The sequence below is a fragment of the Pseudomonas sp. SHLD1 genome (genome assembly GCF_028640935.1).
Taxonomy (GTDB): domain Bacteria; phylum Pseudomonadota; class Gammaproteobacteria; order Pseudomonadales; family Pseudomonadaceae; genus Chryseomonas; species Chryseomonas aestiva.
Map to the genome: position 1 here is coordinate 49,462 of NZ_JAQZAD010000034.1, position 19,131 is coordinate 68,592.

General features: G+C 61.8%; 23 protein-coding genes and 1 pseudogene. 17 read left to right on the plus strand and 7 right to left on the minus strand.

All coding sequences use genetic code 11. The features are described 5' to 3' along the window. Positions 1 to 113 precede the first annotated feature (113 nt). From PVZ77_RS23520 to PVZ77_RS23530, 3 genes are all read left to right on the plus strand, one after another. Entirely contained in the window at positions 114 to 434 is a 321-nt protein-coding gene (locus PVZ77_RS23520) for a hypothetical protein (RefSeq protein ID WP_273806391.1), read from the plus strand. Between the two features lie 725 nt (positions 435 to 1,159). Continuing rightward, entirely contained in the window at positions 1,160 to 1,633 is a 474-nt protein-coding gene (locus PVZ77_RS23525; protein WP_273806392.1) for a hypothetical protein, read from the plus strand. An 11-nt stretch (positions 1,634 to 1,644) separates the two neighbouring features. Beyond that, a complete protein-coding gene (locus PVZ77_RS23530) occupies positions 1,645 to 2,151 on the plus strand; it encodes a hypothetical protein (RefSeq protein WP_273806393.1) in 507 nt (168 codons plus the stop codon). Between the two features lie 473 nt (positions 2,152 to 2,624). Here PVZ77_RS23530 and PVZ77_RS23535 read toward each other — a convergent pair whose 3' ends face one another. Both PVZ77_RS23535 and PVZ77_RS23540 read right to left on the minus strand, forming a co-directional pair. Next, positions 2,625 to 3,545, minus strand: a complete 921-nt coding sequence (locus PVZ77_RS23535; protein WP_273806394.1) for an alpha/beta fold hydrolase — start codon at positions 3,543 to 3,545, stop codon at positions 2,625 to 2,627. After that, the gene (locus tag PVZ77_RS23540; protein ID WP_273806395.1) at positions 3,542 to 4,432 is read right to left on the minus strand and encodes an alpha/beta fold hydrolase; all 891 of its coding nucleotides are present in this window, start codon (positions 4,430 to 4,432) and stop codon (positions 3,542 to 3,544) included. Before PVZ77_RS23540 ends, PVZ77_RS23535 begins: the two co-directional genes overlap by 4 nt. A 118-nt stretch (positions 4,433 to 4,550) precedes the next feature. Here PVZ77_RS23540 and PVZ77_RS23545 point away from each other — a divergent pair, with 118 nt between their 5' ends. From PVZ77_RS23545 to PVZ77_RS23575, 7 genes are all read left to right on the plus strand, one after another. Next, complete coding sequence (locus tag PVZ77_RS23545; RefSeq protein WP_007162528.1) at positions 4,551 to 4,928, plus strand: MerR family transcriptional regulator; 378 nt, start codon at positions 4,551 to 4,553, stop codon at positions 4,926 to 4,928. A gap of 237 nt (positions 4,929 to 5,165) precedes the next feature. Next, complete coding sequence (locus PVZ77_RS23550) at positions 5,166 to 5,405, plus strand: hypothetical protein (protein ID WP_257706657.1); 240 nt, start codon at positions 5,166 to 5,168, stop codon at positions 5,403 to 5,405. An 89-nt stretch (positions 5,406 to 5,494) separates the two neighbouring features. After that, positions 5,495 to 5,695 (plus strand): hypothetical protein, encoded by a 201-nt coding sequence (locus tag PVZ77_RS23555; RefSeq protein WP_273806396.1) that lies wholly within the window; start codon positions 5,495 to 5,497, stop codon positions 5,693 to 5,695. Between the two features lie 90 nt (positions 5,696 to 5,785). Then, complete coding sequence (locus PVZ77_RS23560; protein WP_273806397.1) at positions 5,786 to 6,055, plus strand: hypothetical protein; 270 nt, start codon at positions 5,786 to 5,788, stop codon at positions 6,053 to 6,055. Positions 6,056 to 6,438: 383 nt separating this feature from the next. After that, positions 6,439 to 6,963 carry a hypothetical protein gene (locus tag PVZ77_RS23565; protein ID WP_273806398.1) on the plus strand — a complete coding sequence of 175 codons (525 nt, stop codon included), beginning with the start codon at positions 6,439 to 6,441 and terminating at the stop codon, positions 6,961 to 6,963. 779 nt (positions 6,964 to 7,742) lie between these two features. After that, on the plus strand, positions 7,743 to 8,027 hold the full coding sequence (locus PVZ77_RS23570; RefSeq protein ID WP_273806399.1) for a hypothetical protein: 285 nt from the start codon (positions 7,743 to 7,745) through the stop codon (positions 8,025 to 8,027). A gap of 104 nt (positions 8,028 to 8,131) precedes the next feature. Continuing rightward, positions 8,132 to 8,302 carry a hypothetical protein gene (locus PVZ77_RS23575; protein WP_231357384.1) on the plus strand — a complete coding sequence of 57 codons (171 nt, stop codon included), beginning with the start codon at positions 8,132 to 8,134 and terminating at the stop codon, positions 8,300 to 8,302. Positions 8,303 to 8,341: 39 nt separating this feature from the next. Here PVZ77_RS23575 and PVZ77_RS23580 read toward each other — a convergent pair whose 3' ends face one another. Both PVZ77_RS23580 and PVZ77_RS23585 read right to left on the minus strand, forming a co-directional pair. Further along, complete coding sequence (locus PVZ77_RS23580; RefSeq protein ID WP_273806400.1) at positions 8,342 to 9,601, minus strand: DUF1173 family protein; 1,260 nt, start codon at positions 9,599 to 9,601, stop codon at positions 8,342 to 8,344. 186 nt (positions 9,602 to 9,787) lie between these two features. Beyond that, entirely contained in the window at positions 9,788 to 10,363 is a 576-nt protein-coding gene (locus PVZ77_RS23585) for a hypothetical protein (RefSeq protein WP_273806401.1), read from the minus strand. A 1,721-nt stretch (positions 10,364 to 12,084) separates the two neighbouring features. Between PVZ77_RS23585 and PVZ77_RS26240 the strand changes: the two are divergent. The 4 genes and pseudogenes from PVZ77_RS26240 to PVZ77_RS23600 all read left to right on the plus strand — a co-directional run. Next, positions 12,085 to 12,261, plus strand: a pseudogene (locus PVZ77_RS26240) (HAMP domain-containing protein); the annotation flags it as partial. Positions 12,262 to 12,372: 111 nt separating this feature from the next. Next, positions 12,373 to 13,134 carry a methyl-accepting chemotaxis protein gene (locus PVZ77_RS26245; RefSeq protein WP_443218072.1) on the plus strand — a complete coding sequence of 254 codons (762 nt, stop codon included), beginning with the start codon at positions 12,373 to 12,375 and terminating at the stop codon, positions 13,132 to 13,134. A 310-nt stretch (positions 13,135 to 13,444) separates the two neighbouring features. Further along, complete coding sequence (locus tag PVZ77_RS23595) at positions 13,445 to 13,678, plus strand: hypothetical protein (RefSeq protein ID WP_273806402.1); 234 nt, start codon at positions 13,445 to 13,447, stop codon at positions 13,676 to 13,678. A gap of 10 nt (positions 13,679 to 13,688) precedes the next feature. Beyond that, positions 13,689 to 14,240, plus strand: a complete 552-nt coding sequence (locus PVZ77_RS23600) for a hypothetical protein (RefSeq protein WP_273806403.1) — start codon at positions 13,689 to 13,691, stop codon at positions 14,238 to 14,240. A 7-nt stretch (positions 14,241 to 14,247) separates the two neighbouring features. Here PVZ77_RS23600 and PVZ77_RS23605 read toward each other — a convergent pair whose 3' ends face one another. Both PVZ77_RS23605 and PVZ77_RS23610 read right to left on the minus strand, forming a co-directional pair. After that, the gene (locus PVZ77_RS23605) at positions 14,248 to 14,970 is read right to left on the minus strand and encodes a thermonuclease family protein (protein WP_443218071.1); all 723 of its coding nucleotides are present in this window, start codon (positions 14,968 to 14,970) and stop codon (positions 14,248 to 14,250) included. A 177-nt stretch (positions 14,971 to 15,147) separates the two neighbouring features. Next, a complete protein-coding gene (locus PVZ77_RS23610) occupies positions 15,148 to 15,783 on the minus strand; it encodes a hypothetical protein (RefSeq protein ID WP_273806405.1) in 636 nt (211 codons plus the stop codon). A gap of 121 nt (positions 15,784 to 15,904) precedes the next feature. Between PVZ77_RS23610 and PVZ77_RS23615 the strand changes: the two genes are divergently transcribed. The 3 genes from PVZ77_RS23615 (at position 15,905) to PVZ77_RS23625 (ending at position 17,402) form a co-directional block, all read left to right on the plus strand. Then, positions 15,905 to 16,387 carry a hypothetical protein gene (locus PVZ77_RS23615; RefSeq protein ID WP_273806406.1) on the plus strand — a complete coding sequence of 161 codons (483 nt, stop codon included), beginning with the start codon at positions 15,905 to 15,907 and terminating at the stop codon, positions 16,385 to 16,387. A 172-nt stretch (positions 16,388 to 16,559) separates the two neighbouring features. Next, positions 16,560 to 16,826 (plus strand): hypothetical protein, encoded by a 267-nt coding sequence (locus PVZ77_RS23620; protein ID WP_273806407.1) that lies wholly within the window; start codon positions 16,560 to 16,562, stop codon positions 16,824 to 16,826. 126 nt (positions 16,827 to 16,952) lie between these two features. After that, positions 16,953 to 17,402 carry a hypothetical protein gene (locus PVZ77_RS23625; protein ID WP_273806408.1) on the plus strand — a complete coding sequence of 150 codons (450 nt, stop codon included), beginning with the start codon at positions 16,953 to 16,955 and terminating at the stop codon, positions 17,400 to 17,402. Between the two features lie 193 nt (positions 17,403 to 17,595). On the opposite strand, the gene PVZ77_RS23630 is transcribed toward PVZ77_RS23625, so the two are convergent. Beyond that, positions 17,596 to 19,131, minus strand: a 1,536-nt coding sequence (locus tag PVZ77_RS23630; protein ID WP_273806409.1) for a helix-hairpin-helix domain-containing protein, incomplete at its 5' end; no start/stop codon positions are given.

Consider the following 19,131-nt stretch of genomic DNA (forward strand, 5'->3'; position numbering starts at 1 on the left):
AGAGGACTCACACCATGCGCCCTGCAGCTTTAGCTTCACTCGGAATGAAGAGCAGTTCCTGTCCAGTGACCGGGACGCGATCTCCGAACGTCACGCGTAGCTTCGGTGCTGCCTTGCACATCAGTTACAACCCTAGCAGCGCTGGTTACGGCTGCGATACGACCGCCATCGTCCTCCATGAGCGCGTGTTCTTCGTACTCAACGGCGACCATGCTGAAGCCTTATGCAGCGCGGTAGCGCAGCACGGTGTCAGCGGCTGCGTGGAGTACTTCGTGAAGAACATCAGCCAGGCAAATGGGCGAAGCGAGCACCTGATGGCAGTCGGACTTGCCAACGACGTATTTGGCTTGATGCCGACGACGATAGAGGTGCTCGGGCATGACGGCGTTGCTCGTATCGCTAGCGCATCGCAAGCGAAGATCGAACCTCAGTAGTTGTTCTAAGAGCAGTAATACTTAGATGCTGCGAACACTTTCATCCGCCAATTGGTAAGGGAATTATTTTGGTAACTACTTCTGTTGTCGAACGTGTTTTATGTGTTGCTGACAGATGTCTAAAAGCTCAGTTTCCCGATGATTATCACAAGCGATGCTTATACGCTGCCTTTGGTGTGCATAGCCTTCTGCAGTCTCTGGGGCATAAGCCGGTTATAGTAGGCGGTAACTTCCTGGCATTTGTTGTTTCTCGCGATCAGGCCCAGGCCTCCATGCAGGGGTACGGGATGTCACCAACGGAGCATTCCCACTACTGGGTAGAACTAGACGGCGCACTTATTGACTTAGGCACCCATTACCTTCCGGTAGGCGCGAGCTTTTCAGCGAGCCCGATGCCGGCTCTTTGCTGGGACGAACGCTATCCCATGCCCAAAGGTTTGAGATATGTTCCGGAAGCTCGTTATGTGACCGGCGAAATGACTGGGCTTGAGCCACACATCGTGGAAAAGATGGTCCCTTTCTTAGCAGCCTGTAATGCCCGCATGACACGGCCTTTGGTGAAGGCAAGGATCGGCAAATGGCTCGCGACATCGCCATCATCGATTAAACAGGCAGCGATCGCAGGTGACCCATGGGCACGTGCTGTAATCCGGTATGAGACGATGCCAGCTGAACGGCTACCTTTCTGACAGAAACCATCTCATCAAAGCGCGTAGGAAGTACCCGTGTCGTCCATGCAGTTTTTTCTTCGCACCGAAGATCCGGTGTCGTTGAAGGCCTATCTCGATGAAGCCCTAGCTTTCAGTGTTTCGCTTGAGCGAATGGGCCAGGAGTCGTCAGCTGTACTATCTGGCATCTCTACCGGCGGACCTGGGGAATGGTTCGAGTGGTACACGTATGCCGATTGGGCCAGCTTCGATCACTGCCTCTACATCGGCGTCATCGAAGACTGCCCGAGGCTGCACAATGGCTTTCTCGAGCTGCATAGCGCATGCCTCGACCTTGAGCTCGCGGGACAACCTGGGCGGCGCCTGCGCTTCGACCGCGAAGCGTTTCTTGAGCATCTTCGCCGGTACCGCGCGGCTCCCGGCTGGTTTGGCGAGGAAGGGCAGCCTCGCCTTCCTTATCCCCATGAAGCTGTGACCAGGGGCGACGAGCACTCGAATTATCTGGCGCGCTTCAACATCGAGCATTTTTAGGAGAAGGCGTCATGCCAACCCAGAAAGAGATCCAGCTCCAGAGCGTTCACTCATTGATCAGCTTGATTACTGACGCAGCCGCAAAACGTGATCTGCCGAACGTGATATGGAATTGGGGTAGGGCGCATAGCTACGCCACCTGTCTACGTAGCTGCGGGGTGATATCTCAGGAGGAAGCAGCCGAGTTGCACTCCCTCGCTTGCGCTGCGAAAGGCGATTGGGTGCTCCCGTTTGTTCCGTCGGAGGGGGTGAAGACGTTTTCATTGCGTGCTGAATGCGGCAATGACATGGCCCGCTTTATCAGCGCAGTCGAAGCGCAGGGTCATGCCATTCATAGCGTCGTACGCCCGGATGCCAACGGGTTCCCAGACGTGGACGTCGAGATCCGGACTGACGCAAATCTGGAACAGCTCCAGGAGGCGCTTCGCTCAGTTGAGGATGCACATGTGATGCTGCAGACCCTTCGGCAGGTACCACTCGCTGAAAATAGCCTGCGGCGCGATTACGACATCCGGTGAGAGGGCTGCAAGCTAGGCCGGCTTCGACCAGCGCTGCCGGCAGTGAATTGCGGCTCCTGCAGCCTCACTTTGCCTCTCGAGCAGTCCGTCGGCCCCGATGCTCACGCGGTTCGGTAGGAAGCGCTATCGCTCTGATAGCGCTATAGGGCCTGCAGATGACCGTCACCGACCTCTACCCGAGTCTCCCGCGAGAAAGATCTGAATAACTGCAGTTGGGGGCGTGATGCTGGGCCCTGGTGATGGAGCGTTTAGAGGGGCGAAGTAGGCCAACGCGGCGAAGAGGGTCGCGGTTGCGCTCAGGGCGAGTGTGGCAGCTTTGTAGGGTGTCATGAGGTGTTCCTTTGCTTTGGGGAACACCTATTTCAATGTCACGACCTGACCCCGGATTGCCGGACTTTCCGAAAAGTACCCGGCCACGCGCCGACCAGCTGTTTCGCGGGTATCACGACCGTCATCGGCGCAAGCGCTGATTGTCAGGTTTCCTCGCCTGCGGACGACGTATTACCGCCGGCTTCCGGTCGTCCCGCGAGGAATGGCACCAGCGCGGCGAGCACCTCGGCCGCCGACTCCTCCGGTTGCAGATGACCACCTGGTAAGCGCTTGCCGCGAACGTCGCTCGCCCACCGGCGCCAGATAGCGGTAGGCAGCTCACCGGTGACCTGTGCTGCCGACCAAAGTACTAGTAGCGGGCAATCTACGCGCTGGCCCCGAACCTGGTCCGCAAGATCGTCCGCCAGGTCCTCATCAGCGCCGGCGCGGTAGTCCTCGCAAATCGCGTGGCGCACCGCAGGATCGCGAAAGGCCTGTCGATAGGCTGCCAGCGCATGTGGCTCAACGCGGTCGAGCCCACCCGCCATGCGCGCCAGCGCCTGTTCGAGAAAGGCATCGGGATCGGCCGCCAGCAGGCGCTCGGGTAGGTCGCTCGGTTGAGCAAGAAAGGTCCAGTGAAAATTCGCAAGCCCGCGCGCTCGGTCGAGGGACGCCCATGTCTCTGGTGTGGGCACCACAGTGAGCGATGCGTAGCGCTCGACGCGAGCCGGATGGTCCAGCGCCAGTCGGTAGCCGACGCGAGCGCCGCGGTCATGGCCAACCACGGCGAAGGTCTCAAGCCCAAGCGCGTTCATCAGCTCCAGCAAGGCCGCCGCTACGCGCCGCTTGGTCCAGCGAGATCCCTGGTCCAGCTGCCGGCTGGCGCCGTAGCCTGGCAGATCAGGCACCACCACCCGATGCGTCCGGGCGAGCTCCGGAGCAATGCAGCGCCAGGCGAGGTGAGTTTGGGGATAGCCGTGCAGCAGCAGCACGGCCGGTCCCTGGCCGCCGATCACACCGCGGAAGGCTGCTGACGAGGTGTCTTGGTAGAGCCGCTCAAAACCGGGGAAGTCGGAGAGAGTCATGGCTGCTGTCTCTTTACGCGGTCGACGAAGGTTGCCAGGTCGTGGTTGAAGCGTGGGGCCTCTTCCAGGAACGGCGCATGCCCCGACTCAGCGTAGCGCGTGGCCATGACGCGCGGATTCAGCGCCTGGGCCCGGGCGATAGATGCCTCTGGTCGTACCAGGGCGTCCTTCTCGCCGTAGAGCATCCAGACCGGCACCTCCGCACGGCCTAGCCCGGCGGCTGCCGCCACGTCCTGACCCTGCACGGCGCTCTGCATGTCCCAGGATGCCATGGCAGCGTTGGCGTACAGGCGCTGGAACAACGCCGGCGCCGGCGGCGTGGCGAAGCATAGGGCGAGGAAATCCCGGATGGCATCCAGATGCGTGCGCAGATCAGATGAGACCAGGTCCCTGTAGATCTCCGGGTGCGGCACGATCTGCTCCGACGCAAGCTCGATGACTCCGTCCACGTAGACCGCACCGGAAATGGCACTGTCCCCATAGGCGGCCAGGTAGTTGGATATGACCGTAGCGCCCAGGGACCACCCTACGAGCACGGGTTCGCGCGCACCGGTAGCAGCGATGACGGCCGCCAAATCGTCGGCCCAGCGCCGACCCTCCCGATAAGCCACAGCATCGGACGGCTTGCCTGAAAGGCCATGGCCACGAAGGTCGTAGGTGATCAGGCGAAAGCGCCTCAGCTCAGCGCTCGTAAGCTGGGCGTCCCAATTCAACCGGCTGCCCAGCAAACCGTGGATGAAGACGATCGGCATACCGCGGGGATTGCCCTGTTCTTGGACAGCGAGCACCACACCGTCGGGGGCCGTCACTCGCCATTCCCGCGCCTGGGCGGCCAGACTGGTCAGACTCAACAATAGGATCAGCGATAGCAGTCGCACACGACTCATGGTGGCTCTCCGGAATAAGGGAGTCTCGAGTCTCGGGGATGACACCAGTGTCAGGGTCAAGCGCCGCGTGTCATGCGATAGTGGATCTTTCCTGCCACCAACGCTTCGGACCGTCGCCATGCCTGCACCCGCGCCTTCCCTCAGCATTGGCCAGCTGGCTACCGCCACCGGCGTCAGCGTGCGCTCACTACGTCACTACGAGGCCCAGGGCCTGCTGGCGGCTGGCCGCGGTACCAATGGCTATCGGCACTTCTCGGCCAGCGCGGTGGCGCAGGTTCGGCAGCTGCAGCGCCTGCTTGGCGCCGGCTTCAGCTTGGCGGAGATCCGCGGCTTCCCGGACTGCATGCGACTGATCGAGGGCGCCCAGGCCTGCCCGGAGACCTCGGCTGCCCAGCGCGAGCGCCTGGAGAACTTGGAGCGTCAGATCGGTGAACTGGAGAGCCGGCGCGCTCGCCTGCTGCAGATGCTTCGAGAGAGCGAAGGGCCTGGAGCTTAGGCCCGGCGGCGATCGCGTGCCGCCCGCTTCAAACCCGAGTGAAGAAAGGCCCGGCAGCATTCGCTGCGCCAGTTCACCCCTCTTCAGGGAGCAAATCAACGAACTGTTCCGTCGTGAGACAGGGACCATGGGGGCTGCACATCGAACACGACTGCTGCTTTCACCGGACGAACCTTAATGCAGATGACACGACTGATGGTTCTCCGCCCATGATCAATTCCCACACCGGAGATGCGAATGCCGAACAAAGCCTGGATTGAACACGCGTACCCGCTGCAGCAGCTGACTATCAAGCTGCAGGGCACTCGACATACCAGTCGGGCGGACCTCATTAGCCTGCTTGAGAGAGTTACTGCTCGTCTTAAAGCCGGCCAGATGGCAGGGGCCGAACACGACGATGATTTCGGTTACGCGTTCGAGTACAGAGACTCGGTACCTGGCCCGTCATTCTTCGAGGAAGAGGCCGAGCGCTCCTGACAGTCGTGTCCCTTTATCCCAGCACGCTGCTAGGTCGCTGTGTAGCGGCCTAGCTCGATAAGATTCCTTACAGAAACGGTGATAGCCCGATGCAGTTTCTTCGCTCGTTCCGCGCTAAATACTATGGTCTAGCTCCCTTCTGGCAAAAAGCCGGGGCTGGATTTCTAGCAGGCAGCCTGACCGGCGGAGCGCTTGAATATGCTCTAGCGCCAAATCCGCTGATCCCATTCATCGCATGCGGCGTTAGTGCCGGGATGTACTACACCTTCGGTAAGCGCGCTGAAGAGTAGGCGAGGGGAGGGGCAATCTCGCTGAACCTTTCTCTGGGCTCAACACGCCGCCTGAACGTACCGGATCTAATGACTTTTGGGACGATCTCTGTGAATCGAACAAAACGCGGCCTCGCCGCCCTGGCGACAGCGGTCCTGCTCGCCGGATACGCACTCGCCGGGCTCTACTGGTACGGCAAGATCAGCTGGTCTCCCTTCCACCTGTTCTACGAGGAGCCTGTGCCTGGCTGGAGCGATTTTTTCGGATGGATGCTGGCCGGCGTGTCCTGGATCTGCCCCGCCGTTGTAATCGCTCTTGGGCTGCTCCATCTGGCTGGCAAGGCATCCAGCGCTCGGCACTGCTCCCTTCCCCAAGCCTGACCGTCTGACCATCCGCCGTGCTGAATCCGCCGTGCACGGCGCCTGCAGGTGTCGAGCGTTGATATACGCCACCTCGTGCCGGCGGCCCTGTCCAGATCGGGCAACTGGTCCGGGAGCGCGCCGGGGAAACGGCTGCCATACCAGGTCGTAGCCGCAAGCTTCCCGTCTTCTCGATCAGCTGCTGCAGTGGGCGCCTTGACGGTAAGCGGGGGTCGCTCGGGGGTGAGGGTTCCCATCACTACCACCGCTGAGGTTCGCCCCTTCGATGGGCGCAAATTGCCCATTATCCGGCGGCCGCCTCGGGCACCATCAGGCATTAGGCGATCATCTGCAACGGCCATTGCCTGTTAACCGATGCCTGCTGGCTGACTTAGGAACACATCATGAAGCTGGACGCGCTGAATAAATATCTTGAGGCTACCCAAGACCATCTGGGTGTTGAGGACCAACGCTATGGCGGCGGCTTCCGAGCAATCGTCGCGCACCGCTCGGCTGCCGATTTTCTATTCGACAAGCTCGAAGGCGGCGATTTCGACGGTACCGAAGCGCAGTTCTTTCTCAATGAAAATCCATTATTCCCGTCAGCGACCGGCAAAACGCCTCAAGATGCGTTGCAGAAACTGAACGATAAGCTGGAGCTTCTTTATCAGTTTGAGCCTAATGCCGGCGTGTATAAGTGGACCGCGATCCCTCGCTTCAAACTGCAAGCTCAATATGACGCCGATCCAGGTGAAGACCGGACTTGGTATGACGTGTGCTGGAACGACGTTGTCGATGACTTGCAGTCAGATGCGCTCTATTTTTACGAGGACTGTAGAGATAGGTGCAGCGATGAAGTAAAGCGTGATCTGCACGCGTTGGTTACCTTCAAGTATGAAGGCATATTTGCCGGCCTGAAAATCGGTTGATCGTTCGAGTACAGCGCCTTGTGGCCAGGGCCATCTTTCTTTTACGACACGTCTTAGCGCGGCCGAAAAGCCAATGTAATTTAGATCGCCGCTGTTAGCGGCTTCGACGACGGAATAAAATATGAAACAGCCACCCTACATAGTTTTGATTATGGCGCCAATATTTAGTATTGGGAGCGTCTGGTTGATTTATTCGAACGGCCTGGAGCTGGGATATAGCCCTGTTTACACTGCCCTGCTAACGATTGGCGGCTGGGGCGGCGCTCTCTATTGTTGGTACACACGTCGCAAGGTGATAGCCAACCGCCTTCGCTTGGACATTCGGCCGAACTCCGCCCAAATAGTTGACAGTCCGGTCTTCCATCAGTGGTTTTCCGCGCGTACTCACTTCCTAGGCGATCCCGCTGCCTTCAACAAACTGATCACGGAGGTGGCTAACCGGCCAGCTGTTAGTAAAGGACGGTTTATGTATCGGCGAGAGTCCGTCTACGTGCGACTTCACACGGGCGAGTTAACCCTTACCGAGGTAGAGGCCGACCGTATAATGGAAATAGTCGAGAACCATTTCATCGATCCAATCTTCGAGCTAGTTGAGGATGGTGAAGCCGAAGTAAATCAGTCAGTATCCATTAGTGCTTAGCACTGTTTATCGATCAAGGTTTTTTTTGCGCTGCTCTTTGAGGTGTTCTGTGCGAAAGATGTGCACGATATTAGCGATGCTAATAACTACCGGGGCGCGTGCCACGCCTGATCTGAATTACGCAACGCGGGTAGTATTGGTGACCGAGCTCAAGACGACCGTTGCAGGCACGCAGCTGGCATTTAAACGGCCAGGCGGATGCGTGTTCTCCGGTGTTGCGACTGACGCGAAGGTCGTCGACATCACCCAGAAGACCTGCGGAAATTCGACCACCAAAGTGAAAATGGTTGTCCCGCTGGAAAGGCAAAAGGCCTTTATCGACGCCGGCGGCGCTTGGCCGGAGTTCGATTGGATCAACGACGATCGCCTTAACTATCTGCTCTTCCCGGTCGAGCCTGAAGCTCCAGCACAGAAGACGTCCTAGCTTCTACGGCGAGATCGCCTGGATCGCAGACTCATCGCTCAAGTAGCATCTCAGCAAATGCTGTATAGGCTATCGCTGATTGGTACCCAACCTCGGAGAGCGTAATGGCGGAGCAAGCAAAGGTGATCGCTTGGCGCGTTGAGTTTGAAAGCGGCGCCGTCGAATTGTGGCCGGCAGAAGAGTTCACTGGCATGCCTGGGTTCGGGCGTTGGGTGACCCCGCTGATCGCCGGCGGCGATACCATCGACCACTGTCCGGACCAAGCCGAAGACTGATCCCGGACGGTTGCGCTGCCTGTGCGGGTTCACGTCGACCTACCTGGAAGACCCGTATGCCGCGGGGAACGCCGGTATGTGTTCTCCGCGAGGGTCCTGGGTCGCGTCCCAGCGCCACCAGCCCGTCTTGCCGTACTCGCTGCAGTACCACTGTTCTTTCGTGCCGCGCCGTTCCAGGTACTGCGGTGTGGCCATGCCGAAGACCTCGAGCGCAAAATCCTGCTGCATATCGAGCAGCCAGAAGTCTGGGAAGACCGCGCACTCATCGGCGTCGTAACGCAGCGGCTTGTCGAACTTGCGCCCCTCATCCCGCAGCTTCTGCTCGACCTTGCCTTCTAGGTCTGAATCGAGCGGGATCCACTGCTCGCTCACCTGCATCAGCGCCACCTCGAGCACATCCGCCTGGTGGGCTTTACCCGGGCGCTGCGCGATTTGAGCGATAGCGATCACCCGGCTTCCCCTTCGCCAGGCGCCCAGCTCCCGTCCGAATCGGCGAGAGGCGGTTTCCCATACGGCAGGGGGCAGGTAGAGCGTTGGCATCCCGAATGGCCCAGTCATTGGCAATCTCTCCGGCGAGCCGCTGTGCCGCTCCTCGTCGTACCTGGCCAGGGGACTGACGACGACCAGCCGCCAGTTGCGTGAAGCCGCGTTCGTGGCGATCTCGCGGTTGGTGGCCTCGCGCCGCTTCTCTTTCTGAGCGGCCAGCAGCAACACCTGGTCGAGCTTGATGCGAGGGGCTACCGAAACCCGCCCGGCGCACTCGTGAAGCAGGTGAGAAACCAGCTCCCCATTACGCTTTCCCGCCATTGCCGGATACCAGGTGGTGAGCCGGCTTTCCGACCAGAGAAGATGCAGCAGGCCCAGCAGCGTCATGGCCGGCTTCTTCACGCCCGGGGCGGCCGGCGGGAAGGGCGCCGCATCCCCAGCTTCCCCAGGCGCTTGCTGCCGTACGCCCCGGGCGAGCCTCACCTTCATACCCCCGTCGGCGGTTTCTTCCACCACGCCGACTGCGTAGCCCTGCAGACCGGAGCGCTGCGGCGCTGCGGCATAGAAGCGACAGTCATTGGCGTGCTCTGGGCCGCTGTGAGGGTAGCGGGCAAGGTGGTAGCCGTCCGATCCTTCGCGCAGCTTGATCGTCAGCTTTCGCTCGCCGCTCCCGGGGCATCCGCACAGACCGTGCTCCCGGCCGTAGGCGCGTTCCAGGACGCGCTTCCAGGCCGCGGCGTATCGAGGATCCGTTTGGAACTCAGGGGAGTATGACTTCCCGCCCATGGTGATCCGATAGCGGTTGTTGAGCATAGGCGTAGGCCTCCAAGCCAAGATGGCAGCAATCTCCCCACCGCGGCCCGATCGCGAGTGTCGCCGGCCAGCCGCGCTGAGGGAGAGATCCCTGTCAGTACAGCACGGCAGCCGCCTAGGCAAACGCCGGATTGACCTCGCCGTGGACGTGAACCCCGCAGATTTGGCCGGCGGCCGGCAGTGACGCTAGTCCCGGTACTGAAGACCCACGGCGGATCGGCAGTTGCGCTGCTCCAGGCTGCCAGCCTTATACGGCCAGCAGACGCGGTCCTTCATGCTTGGCGTCTGGTGGACCACCGTGACCTTCGTCGGCTGCGGGGGCGCCTCTTCTGGCGCCAGGCTTCGAGGGGCTTCGCTGAAGCTCACTACGTTATCGGCCCCGCGCGGTGTGAAGTTTCGGTCGTTGAAGACGGTCTGCTTGCCGATCGCCGCTGCCGGCGGCTGGACGTTCGAGGGTGGGGTCGCCGCGGCTGCCGCATTTTCTTCCACGGGTGAAGGCATGGCGCGGCGGACCGTGCCGCGGACGGTATCGGCCGGCTCTGGGGCGGGATGAGCTGCAGTCTCGGCGCGAAGGGCGGGGTGGTCAGTACCTACGGATGCCGATGGACCTGGCAGCGCCCGGCTGGCCAGCTCCAGGGCAGCGAATGTCGCGAGGCCGCCGACGGCAAGGCACACGACTAAAGCGACCGGCCGCGCCCTACGCGGCTTCTGCACCAGCCAGTCAGGCGCATCATCAGGCTCAGCACTCATTGCCATGTTCAAAGGTCCTTTTTCCTTTGCATCCAGGGCGGCCCCGGCGGTGTCACTCTGCAGTGCCTGACCTACTGGTGCCAGGGTAAACGCAGCCGGCGCCCAGACCTGGCCCTCCTTCGATGTGCGGTCCCCGACAAACGATAAGGTGCCCGGCGTTTACGTTTACGAGAGGTCGCGTAGCGTGGATGCCTCCTGTGAGGATCGAGCGCGCTCAACATGAGTAGGCAACCCAAAGTCCTACAGGTGGTTTATACAGAGCGAGCATTCGGTCGAGGCCCTGAGCGGGCTGGGGCAGATTGCTGCTAGGGATCACGCAAGTCTGGATGACCCGGATCGGCGCAAGGTGATCAAAGAGTACTGGCATCCCGTTGACGCGTTTGCACGGAGCACGCTGCTCGGTGACCGCCATCATTTCGTAGCTCCTGCGCGTGCATCAATCGCGAGGCCGAGAAGATTGGTAAAGATGCCGATGCCGGCCGAGATTCTTTCAGCGCTATTGCCTGACCAAGCCCTTTCGTTTGCAAGCTGTCATCGTCCGTAATTCGTCTAGCACGAGCATCGAGATGTCCGCCCGAATCTGACGGCCCGGGTACCGCTGGGAGCCGATTATAGACCGTCGGGTACCAGGACCCTTCATCTCTCCAGGGGCGTGCCGAGGTCAAGAAGGTTATCTAGCGTTTCGCCTATTGCTTGCGAAAAGGGCGGTACAGCCCTGCAGGTACTCCGATGTCCCTATGTCCATTGTCTTCTGTGAGCCCGCCATGAATCTGCTAAGTCCCGCCGTCAGGATGATGAATCGCCTTAAGTTTCCGGCCAAATTTGCCTGCCTGGCCGCCATCGTCTTGATGCCCCTGCTGTTTCTCAGCGTCTATCTCTATCAGAACATTCAGGAGCAGCGAATAACCCTCGCGCAGGAGATCGAAGGTCAGCGCTATATGCTCAAGCTGACACCGGTCGCTAGGCTAAGCATGTTGCAGCGCGCGCTGACCAAGCGGTTGCAAGATGGCGACACCTCCGCTCAGCAGGATTGGCAGAACAACCGCGAAAGTCTGATCAAAGCCTATGACGACCTGGCGGGAATAGATCGTGAACTTGGCGTTCGGCTTGAGACTGGTGAGCGTGTTAGCCAACTCCGACAAGGTGTAGATCGGCTGCTGCAAGGTGAGGCGGGGACACCTCTGGAGGTGTTCGAAGCGTGGAACCTACAACTGACCAAGACGCTGAACTTCTTCTACTACGTGTCGGCCACCTCGGGCCTGGCGCTGGATTCTGACTACACCAGCCTCTTCCTCATCGATATGACGTCGCTGCGGTTACCCCGAGAAATTAACCTTATTGGGCAACTGCGTGGCCTGGCCACCGGCTTAAGCGTTACCAACCGCTTCGACCCGGCCAGTTTAACGGCCGCGCGGAGTCTGCTGCGTCAGGAGCAGCAGACTGCGGATGAGTTGGAGCAGGCGCTCAACCTTATGGCGCACGAAGCACCTGAGCTGTCCCGTCGCTTGAAAGACTCTCTGGGCCAGGCCGCAGGCGATTATGCGAGTTTCCGCCAAGGCATGCTGGCTGCGATGAATGGCGAGGGCTCGGTTGCTGGTCGTACGCTCGGCGATCAAGGCAATGCCGTGGTGGCCCGCTATTACAAGGTGCAGGACGAAGCCCAGACTCTTCTCTCTCAGATGCTGGTTGAGCGCCAGGCGCACGCCACCGCGCTGCGGAATTTGGTGCTGGGCATGTTGCTGGGAACTTTGGCGTTACTGGCCTATACCTTCGCAGGTATCTACCAGGCGCTGCGCCAGGGCATTACCGAACTGGTCAGCGTCACAGCCGCTGCCGCCCAAGGCGATTTGAGCCGTCGTGCCGCCATGCGCGGTCGTGATGAGATCGCTGACATTGGCCGCAGCCTGGACGAGATGCTGAACGCTTTCGGGCGCTCGCTTCGTGAAGTCGATCAAGCCTCCAATGCTGTGGCCCAAGCCTCTGGAGCTCTGGCTACGTCCATTGGCCAGGCGCGTTCGACCATGCAGGCGCAGCAGGGAGAGACCGATCAGGTCGCTACTGCCATCACCGAGATGACAGCCAGTGTTGCAGATGTTGCTACCAACACCGAGGGTGCGGTCGCGGCGGCTCAGCAGGCCGACCAAGCTACTCGTGAAGGCACCCGAGTGATGCAGCAGACGCAACAGGCCATCGAGGCGCTTGCCGCGGACGTGGATCTGAGCGCTACCAAGGTTGCTGCTCTGGAAAATCACAGCCAGGCGATTGGCGGTGTCATCGCGGTTATCCGCACTATTGCCGAGCAGACCAATCTGCTGGCGCTCAACGCAGCCATTGAGGCTGCCCGTGCCGGCGAGCAAGGACGGGGCTTTGCTGTGGTGGCCGACGAGGTCCGTACCCTGGCCTCGCGTACCCAGACCTCCACGGAAGAGATCCGCCGCATCATTGAGCAGCTGCAAAACGCAACGACTGAAGCCGTAGGCCAAATGCAAGCCAGTCGGGGTCATGCCCTGAGCGGTGTAGAGGCGGCTGAGCAAGCTCGGGTCAGCCTTGCCAGCATCGGCGCCGCTGTGGAGCGCATAGTCGATGTGAATGTGCAAATTGCCAGCGCGGCGGAACAGCAGGCTGCGGTATCTGAGGAAATCAACCGGAGTACGACGGGAATTCGCGCGAGCACCTTGCAGGTGCTGACCGGGATTCAATCTGATGCCGGTACCGCTGAACGACTCGCCGGTCTGTCCCAAGATCTAAGCGCAGTGGTAGCGCGTTTTCGTATGGGAGCTTAAGGCTCCCTCTACCGAGGCGTGGTGCGCGCTAGGCGTAGTCGGCAAGGCCTCGCCGGCGGCCGCATAAATACTTCGGCACCGACGCGCCAGATGCAGCTGGTGCGTAGTTGAGGTCCTTGGGGCCCGTCTACTATTGCATCTCGCTACTGCCTGTCTTCGAGCTCGTTCTGCCAGCACGACAGGTTCTGAAACGTCTGATAAACGCGCTGGTAGCGCGGAGATATGCGGTGCGCGGTAGGCGCCGAGTTGCATTTTTCAAATGCTCGATAGCGTGGAACGGATCTCTCACACCTCTTGAGGCATTCGGAACATGGCTACCCAGAAACACTTCGACGCCGCGGCCGAGCGGCTGCTCGGCAAAATGGCCTACCAGGGCCTGCTGGCATCCGGTTATTCGCGCCCGGACTTCTGCCGCGAAGTCGCGCAGCTGGCGTTCATCGGTCACCTGCCCGACTCGGCAAGCACACAGGACGATCTCGTGCTGGTCCGCCAGGTCGCTGAGCGGTTGTGGAAAGGCGCCGGCGATACTGGATTGGACGAGTAGGGGCCTGGTAATGGACGACATCAAGAAAGCGGAGAGAAAGCGCTTCGAAGCGGCCACCCAGCAGGCGGACTGGAACGCGGTGGTGCAGGGCAACCCCACCAACACGGTGCCGGTCTGGATCTACTCGGTGAATCCGGAGCACGGCGCCCGGTTGGTCACACAGATCTCGGTCGAGGGCTACCGCGCCGCATGCCAGCGCGGCGGGCTACCGCTGCCAAAAGGCATCCAGGCGTGGGACGTGCTGCAATACGCACTGAACAACTACGAGGCGGCGAAGGATCACGCGGCGCGCCTGGCGCTGCACGAAGAGCTCGCGGGCGCCCTGCTAGCCTACGCCAGCCACACCAAGACCTGGGGCATGCTGCCCCCGGTAGGCCAGGTGCAGGGCATCCACGTGGTGATCGGCGACTGGAACACCCGCAAGGCCGGTCGGGTCTTCAAGCCCGCAGCGGTTGTGGGGCGTGAGCTGCTCAGCCGTCCGGACGTCGTCGCCCTCCTCGATCAGCTCATCGCGGCCCATACCGCGAAGCATCCGGCAGAAGGCCCCATCCGGGCCCGCTAGTCACTGACTACCGGCAGATGGCTTCGCACGGCACCCCGTCGTGGTCGCCATCGATCCGGCTGTTGCCGCAGTGCTGCAGCTGATACTTCGCCTCCGCACAGCTCGTCATCTGCCTGCAGGCTTTGAGTGGTGTGCAGCTGAAGGATCCCGCGGCGCTGGCGCCATCCGAGCCGCCAAATTGAGAAAAGGACGTGGGCCGCTTAGGCGGTACTGCCGCCGGCGGCTCGCCCTCTCCAGCTTGCGCATCTTGTCGCTGATCACGCGCGGTGCGGCGCCACTCCCACGGCGGTACCTGCTCTGCCTCCGGTAGCGCCCACAGGCCACGCTTTTGCGCCTTGGCTTGCGCTTCCAGGTCCAGCAGCGATCGATCCTTCAGGTATTGGCGATAGACCCACGCAGCGCCCTGGCGCACCTGCTCGGCGTTCACGTCCGTATTGCCCTGGTAGACGCGGGCCACCCGGCGGCCGTACCGGTCAGTGTCCTGGACGTCCAGGCGAACATCCTTCGAAAAGACCATGCCTGCCAAGGATTGCTGGGCGCGGTTGCCGTAGGGCTGTTTGCTCTCCGGAGTGTCGATTTCCGCAAGCCGGACCTTGATCTGCTGCTTGGCGGTGGTCAGGCACGTCAGGGTGTCGCCGTCGTGCACGCCCACCACGCGGCAGTCGATCGTTTCGGCGAAGGAGAGGGTAGGGAAGGTCAACGCAAGGGCTACTGCTAGCTGCCGAAGCATATGAGGTCTCAGATCCGTTGTAAGGGGGGAGGTCCGGTATCACCGGCCGGGCGCTGCCGCGTTTCCGTACTGCCAGCGACGCCGACGCGGGAGTGTAGCGGCGGCACGGATGACTGGCAGACCCTCGGCGGGTAGAAGCGGACAGAGGAGCGGAAGGTGGCTATGAGCGGCGGTGGGCTAGCGGCCGTGGCCACTGTCAATGGCGTTACCGCCGGCGGCCATCTTCTTGCGGTTGGGTCGCTTATACGCAGGAATCTGGCGCTTCAGGCGCAGCTCTCTCACCTTGCTGTAGTGCAGGCCGTGCCTCAGGCCAATTGCCCGGTCGCTATCGGTGCCCAGCTCAGCCAGTAGCGCCTCGCTCAGAGGCTGTTCGACGTGCAGCTTTGGAATGCCGCGCCGTTTGCGTTCGCGGTACACCAGATCGTCAGGAATCCCGAACCGGTGAGCCAGCTCGGCGTCTCGCAACTTGCCCAGTAGCGGCACGGCCTCCGGGGGCAGACTGTGCACCCGCGGTGCCCGCTTCGCCGGGGCCAGGCCCTGGCGCAGGCGCATCAGGTAGACCGCGCGCCGGCTGATGCCGAGCCGCCTGGCGACGGTCGCATCAGGTTCCTGTCCAAGCAGGGCGAGGTTCTCCGGGCTCCACCGGAACAACGTCTCGCGCTGGAAGCCGCCCTGCTTCAGGTCGTAGGGCGCGATGGCCAGCGACTGCCGCTTGCGCGCAACGGTCATGCGCGACATACCCCACCGGTCGCCCAGGGCGGTATCGCTCTCGGTGCCCAGCAAGGCAAGCATCTCGTCCGTCCAGATCTTCATCGCAACTCACAGCATCTGCAGCACATGCCAGTCTAGCGGCATGGCACCAGGCGGACCACGACGGGCCTTGCGTTTTCCGGATCGGTGAGAGGGTAGGCCATCACCTGATGGAGACCCGAACATGGTACCGGTTGAACAGCTCAAAGCCGCGGTGGAACAACTTCCGAAGTGGAGCCCGCAGATCACCAGCCGGATAAGCTGGGTCAACTGGCGCCGAAGCTTTCAGATCAAGGCGCACTGGTACGGGAATTGTTCGCTCCTGTGCTACCTCGACTTCAAGGACCGTGTCGCCCGGGACGACACCTTGGCTACCGCCTTCAAGCGGTTCACCGCGCCCGGCGCCCGGCCGCGCAAGATCGATGGCCATGGCTGGTCCTGCCTCGACTACTCGTTCCCGTCGGACCACTTCGTGTCCATCAACGAGCTGGCGGAAATTGCTGATGCCAAGGGCTATGCGTACACCGTCCTGTACGTCCAGGAATGTGTCGGTGCTCGGCCGGTTTTCGCGACGCTGGGCATCCCCTTGGTACCGGGCGAGATGGGCAAGGAATGGGTGGGCGGCGAGTTCATTTCCTACGCCTGTCCGTCCGGCCAGAATCTGTAGTCGTCTGCCGCACCTGCTGGCGGGAAGACACCGGCCAAAGCCGGGCGGTGCGGCCCCCCCAACGCACGGCGAGCCGTAATCTGTAGTCGTACCCTGCGTCACCTGACGACCTGCTGCCGGTCACCCCGGCACTGCGCGGTATCATCGCGCCTCAACTCGTGAGGCGTGCGCAATGCTGGTGATCCATCTTGAAAGCGGTCGAGTAATCAACCTTGAGCGCTCGGTGAGTACCGTCAATGGGTACGGTATCTGGGAATACCATCGGAGCCAGAGCTCCAGTATGTGGGTGCCCGACTACACCCCCTACCGCCATCTCGCCGTCAAACCGCCGGATCCGGCCATTGGCCAGAAGGTCACCGTGGCTATCTGCAAGCTCGGCGCGTCGGAGGAAGAGTGGAAGCCGTTCAGATCCGGGATCGCGGGATTCGACGGGATCTGAAAGCGGTCGCAGTAGGCGAGTTAGGCCTACCCCGGGGCGCCAGCTGCTGAGCGCCTCGCGGCTTGCGTATCTGAAGACCTATGGGACGTTGGTCAGCATCACTCAACGATGCTAACGGAGCTTCCCATGCAGACCCTCAACGCCCCTTCGACTCCAGCTCTGCCGCTACAGCTGTGCGTCCACCGCTATTACTCCAGAGCCGAAGATCCGGCCTTCCAGCAGTTGCTTGTGGTTTGGAACCAGGTGGCGCCGATCCTCGCTGCGGCACCGGCCGGCACCATTGCCAAAGTCGACAGCGAGTCCCTGTTCGTTGCGCCGTTGAATGGTGCTCTGGCGATGTTCCTGTCCGCAGACCTTAGCCCAACGGCCGTCGACGGCAACATCTTCCGGCCTGAGGATTTCGACGGCATCGGCGCCAATGAATTTGCCGAGCTACAGGGCGCCTTGGAGCGCTGGATGGCTGCGCCAACGTACGACACGCCCTGCACCCCATCTCACCTCGCAGACGTGCTCGCCGCTAACTACGGGGAGGCGGGAGCGCCACGTGAATGGCGATGGTCGGGCGAGACCCTATAGGCTTTCAGTAGCAAGGCTTCACGCCTGGCAGTCCACCAGGGCAAGCAAGATTCGCATGCCCTGGAGACACCCCGCGCCAGTCGGTATAGCGGAAGTATCCCAGGCGGTATACTTCCGATCTTGAAGCATCGCCTATGGCTCCACGTCACTCGCGCATTCAGCCAATTCGAGAGCTGCCCTCTCGAAGATGCGGTCAATGAAAATCCCGGCTTCGCGTATCGAGACCCTGCAGCAGCTCGCTGATGTCCTCCAAGCGGCCGGCCACAATGTGCAGCACGCCATCGCGCGTCTCTACCGTTCCATCCACTCGCAGCAGCTGTGACGCCACCAGCTCCCGCCGCTGGCGCTCCGCCAGGGTGCGCCACACCACCACGTTCACCATCCCGAACTCATCCTCCAGTGTCACGAAGGTCACGCCGCTGGCGGTACCCGGCCGCTGTCGGCCGACTACCAGGCCAGCGACCCGGGCCGGCTGGCCGTGGCGCCGCTCCTTCAGCTCCTGCGAGCTCATCAGCCGCCGGGCCGACAGCTCCGGCCGCAGCAGGGTGAGAGGGTGCGGCCCCAGGGTGGTGCCCAGGGAGGCATAGTCCGAATAGAGGTCCTCACCCACGGTCGGGGCGACCAGCTCCTGGATCTCCTCCTCAACGACCGCGCCCTCTGCGAATAGGGGCAGCTGCGGCTCGATTGCGGCCATCGCCCAGCGTGCTTGGAACCGGTGCCCGGCCAAGCCCTTCAGTGCACCTGCATCCGCCAGGCACTCCCGGGCCTTGGCATCGAGGCCGGCGCGCAGGCACAGATCGGTGACATCGCGGAATGGCCGCTGCCGGCGGGCCTGCTCAACTGCACGTCCTGCTTTCTCGGCCAGGCCGCGCACCATGCGTAGTCCCATCCGGATGCCTGGCTGCCGGCTATCTGCGACAGCCTCGAGGCTGCAATCCCAGTCGCTGCAGGTCACGTCCACCGGCAGGGTCTGCAGCCGATGGCGCCGGGCGTCCTGCAGGATCTGGTCGGGGCTGTAGAAGCCCATGGGGTAGGAGTTGATCAGCGCCGCGGCGAAAGCCGCCGGCTCGTGGCATTTGAGCCAGCAGCTCGCGTAGGTCAGTAGAGCGAAGCTGGCCGCATGGGACTCGGGAAAACCGTAGCTGCCGAACCCTTCGATCTGCCGGAAGATGTCCGCGGCGTACTCCGCGGTATAGCCGTTGGCGAGCATGCGCGAGGTGAGCCGCTCCCGGTGCGGTTCAAGGCCCCCATGTCGTTTCCACGCTGCCATGCTGCGGCGCAGCTGATCGGCCTCGCCGGGGGTGTAGTCAGCGGCGAGAATGGCAAGCTCCATCACCTGCTCCTGGAACAGGGGCACACCCAGGGTCCGGCCGAAGACGCGCTCCAGCTCCGGCGGGTAGCTGATCTCTTCCTGGCCCGTCCGCCGACGCAGGTACGGGTGGACCATCCCTCCCTGGATGGGGCCCGGCCGGACGATGGCCACCTCGATGACCAGGTCGTAAAAGGTCTGCGGCTTCAGCCGCGGCAGCATGGCCATCTGGGCACGCGATTCGATCTGGAACACGCCAAGGGTGTCCGCCCGACTGATCATGGCGTACGTCGGCTTGTCCTCCTGGGGCACGGTGGCCAGGGTCAGCTCCTCACCCCGGTAGCCCCTCACCAGGTCGAAGCACCGGCGCAGGGCGCTGAGCATGCCCAGGGCGAGGATGTCGACCTTGAGCAGGCCCAT

Coding starts and splice junctions, on each gene's coding strand:
- PVZ77_RS23540 (WP_273806395.1), bottom strand. CDS start 4,432: ATGAGTCGTGTGCGACTGCTATCGCTGATCCTATTGTTGAGTCTGACC.
- PVZ77_RS23575 (WP_231357384.1), top strand. CDS start 8,132: ATGGCGGAGCAAGCAAAGGTGATCGCTTGGCGCGTTGAGTTTGAAAGC.
- PVZ77_RS23545 (WP_007162528.1), top strand. CDS start 4,551: ATGCCTGCACCCGCGCCTTCCCTCAGCATTGGCCAGCTGGCTACCGCC.
- PVZ77_RS23535 (WP_273806394.1), bottom strand. CDS start 3,545: ATGACTCTCTCCGACTTCCCCGGTTTTGAGCGGCTCTACCAAGACACC.
- PVZ77_RS23625 (WP_273806408.1), top strand. CDS start 16,953: ATGCAGACCCTCAACGCCCCTTCGACTCCAGCTCTGCCGCTACAGCTG.
- PVZ77_RS23615 (WP_273806406.1), top strand. CDS start 15,905: ATGGTACCGGTTGAACAGCTCAAAGCCGCGGTGGAACAACTTCCGAAG.
- PVZ77_RS23530 (WP_273806393.1), top strand. CDS start 1,645: ATGCCAACCCAGAAAGAGATCCAGCTCCAGAGCGTTCACTCATTGATC.
- PVZ77_RS23580 (WP_273806400.1), bottom strand. CDS start 9,601: ATGCTCAACAACCGCTATCGGATCACCATGGGCGGGAAGTCATACTCC.
- PVZ77_RS23620 (WP_273806407.1), top strand. CDS start 16,560: ATGCTGGTGATCCATCTTGAAAGCGGTCGAGTAATCAACCTTGAGCGC.
- PVZ77_RS23565 (WP_273806398.1), top strand. CDS start 6,439: ATGAAGCTGGACGCGCTGAATAAATATCTTGAGGCTACCCAAGACCAT.
- PVZ77_RS23555 (WP_273806396.1), top strand. CDS start 5,495: ATGCAGTTTCTTCGCTCGTTCCGCGCTAAATACTATGGTCTAGCTCCC.
- PVZ77_RS23610 (WP_273806405.1), bottom strand. CDS start 15,783: ATGAAGATCTGGACGGACGAGATGCTTGCCTTGCTGGGCACCGAGAGC.
- PVZ77_RS23550 (WP_257706657.1), top strand. CDS start 5,166: ATGCCGAACAAAGCCTGGATTGAACACGCGTACCCGCTGCAGCAGCTG.
- PVZ77_RS23600 (WP_273806403.1), top strand. CDS start 13,689: ATGGACGACATCAAGAAAGCGGAGAGAAAGCGCTTCGAAGCGGCCACC.
- PVZ77_RS26245 (WP_443218072.1), top strand. CDS start 12,373: ATGCAGGCGCAGCAGGGAGAGACCGATCAGGTCGCTACTGCCATCACC.
- PVZ77_RS23605 (WP_443218071.1), bottom strand. CDS start 14,970: ATGCTTCGGCAGCTAGCAGTAGCCCTTGCGTTGACCTTCCCTACCCTC.
- PVZ77_RS23595 (WP_273806402.1), top strand. CDS start 13,445: ATGGCTACCCAGAAACACTTCGACGCCGCGGCCGAGCGGCTGCTCGGC.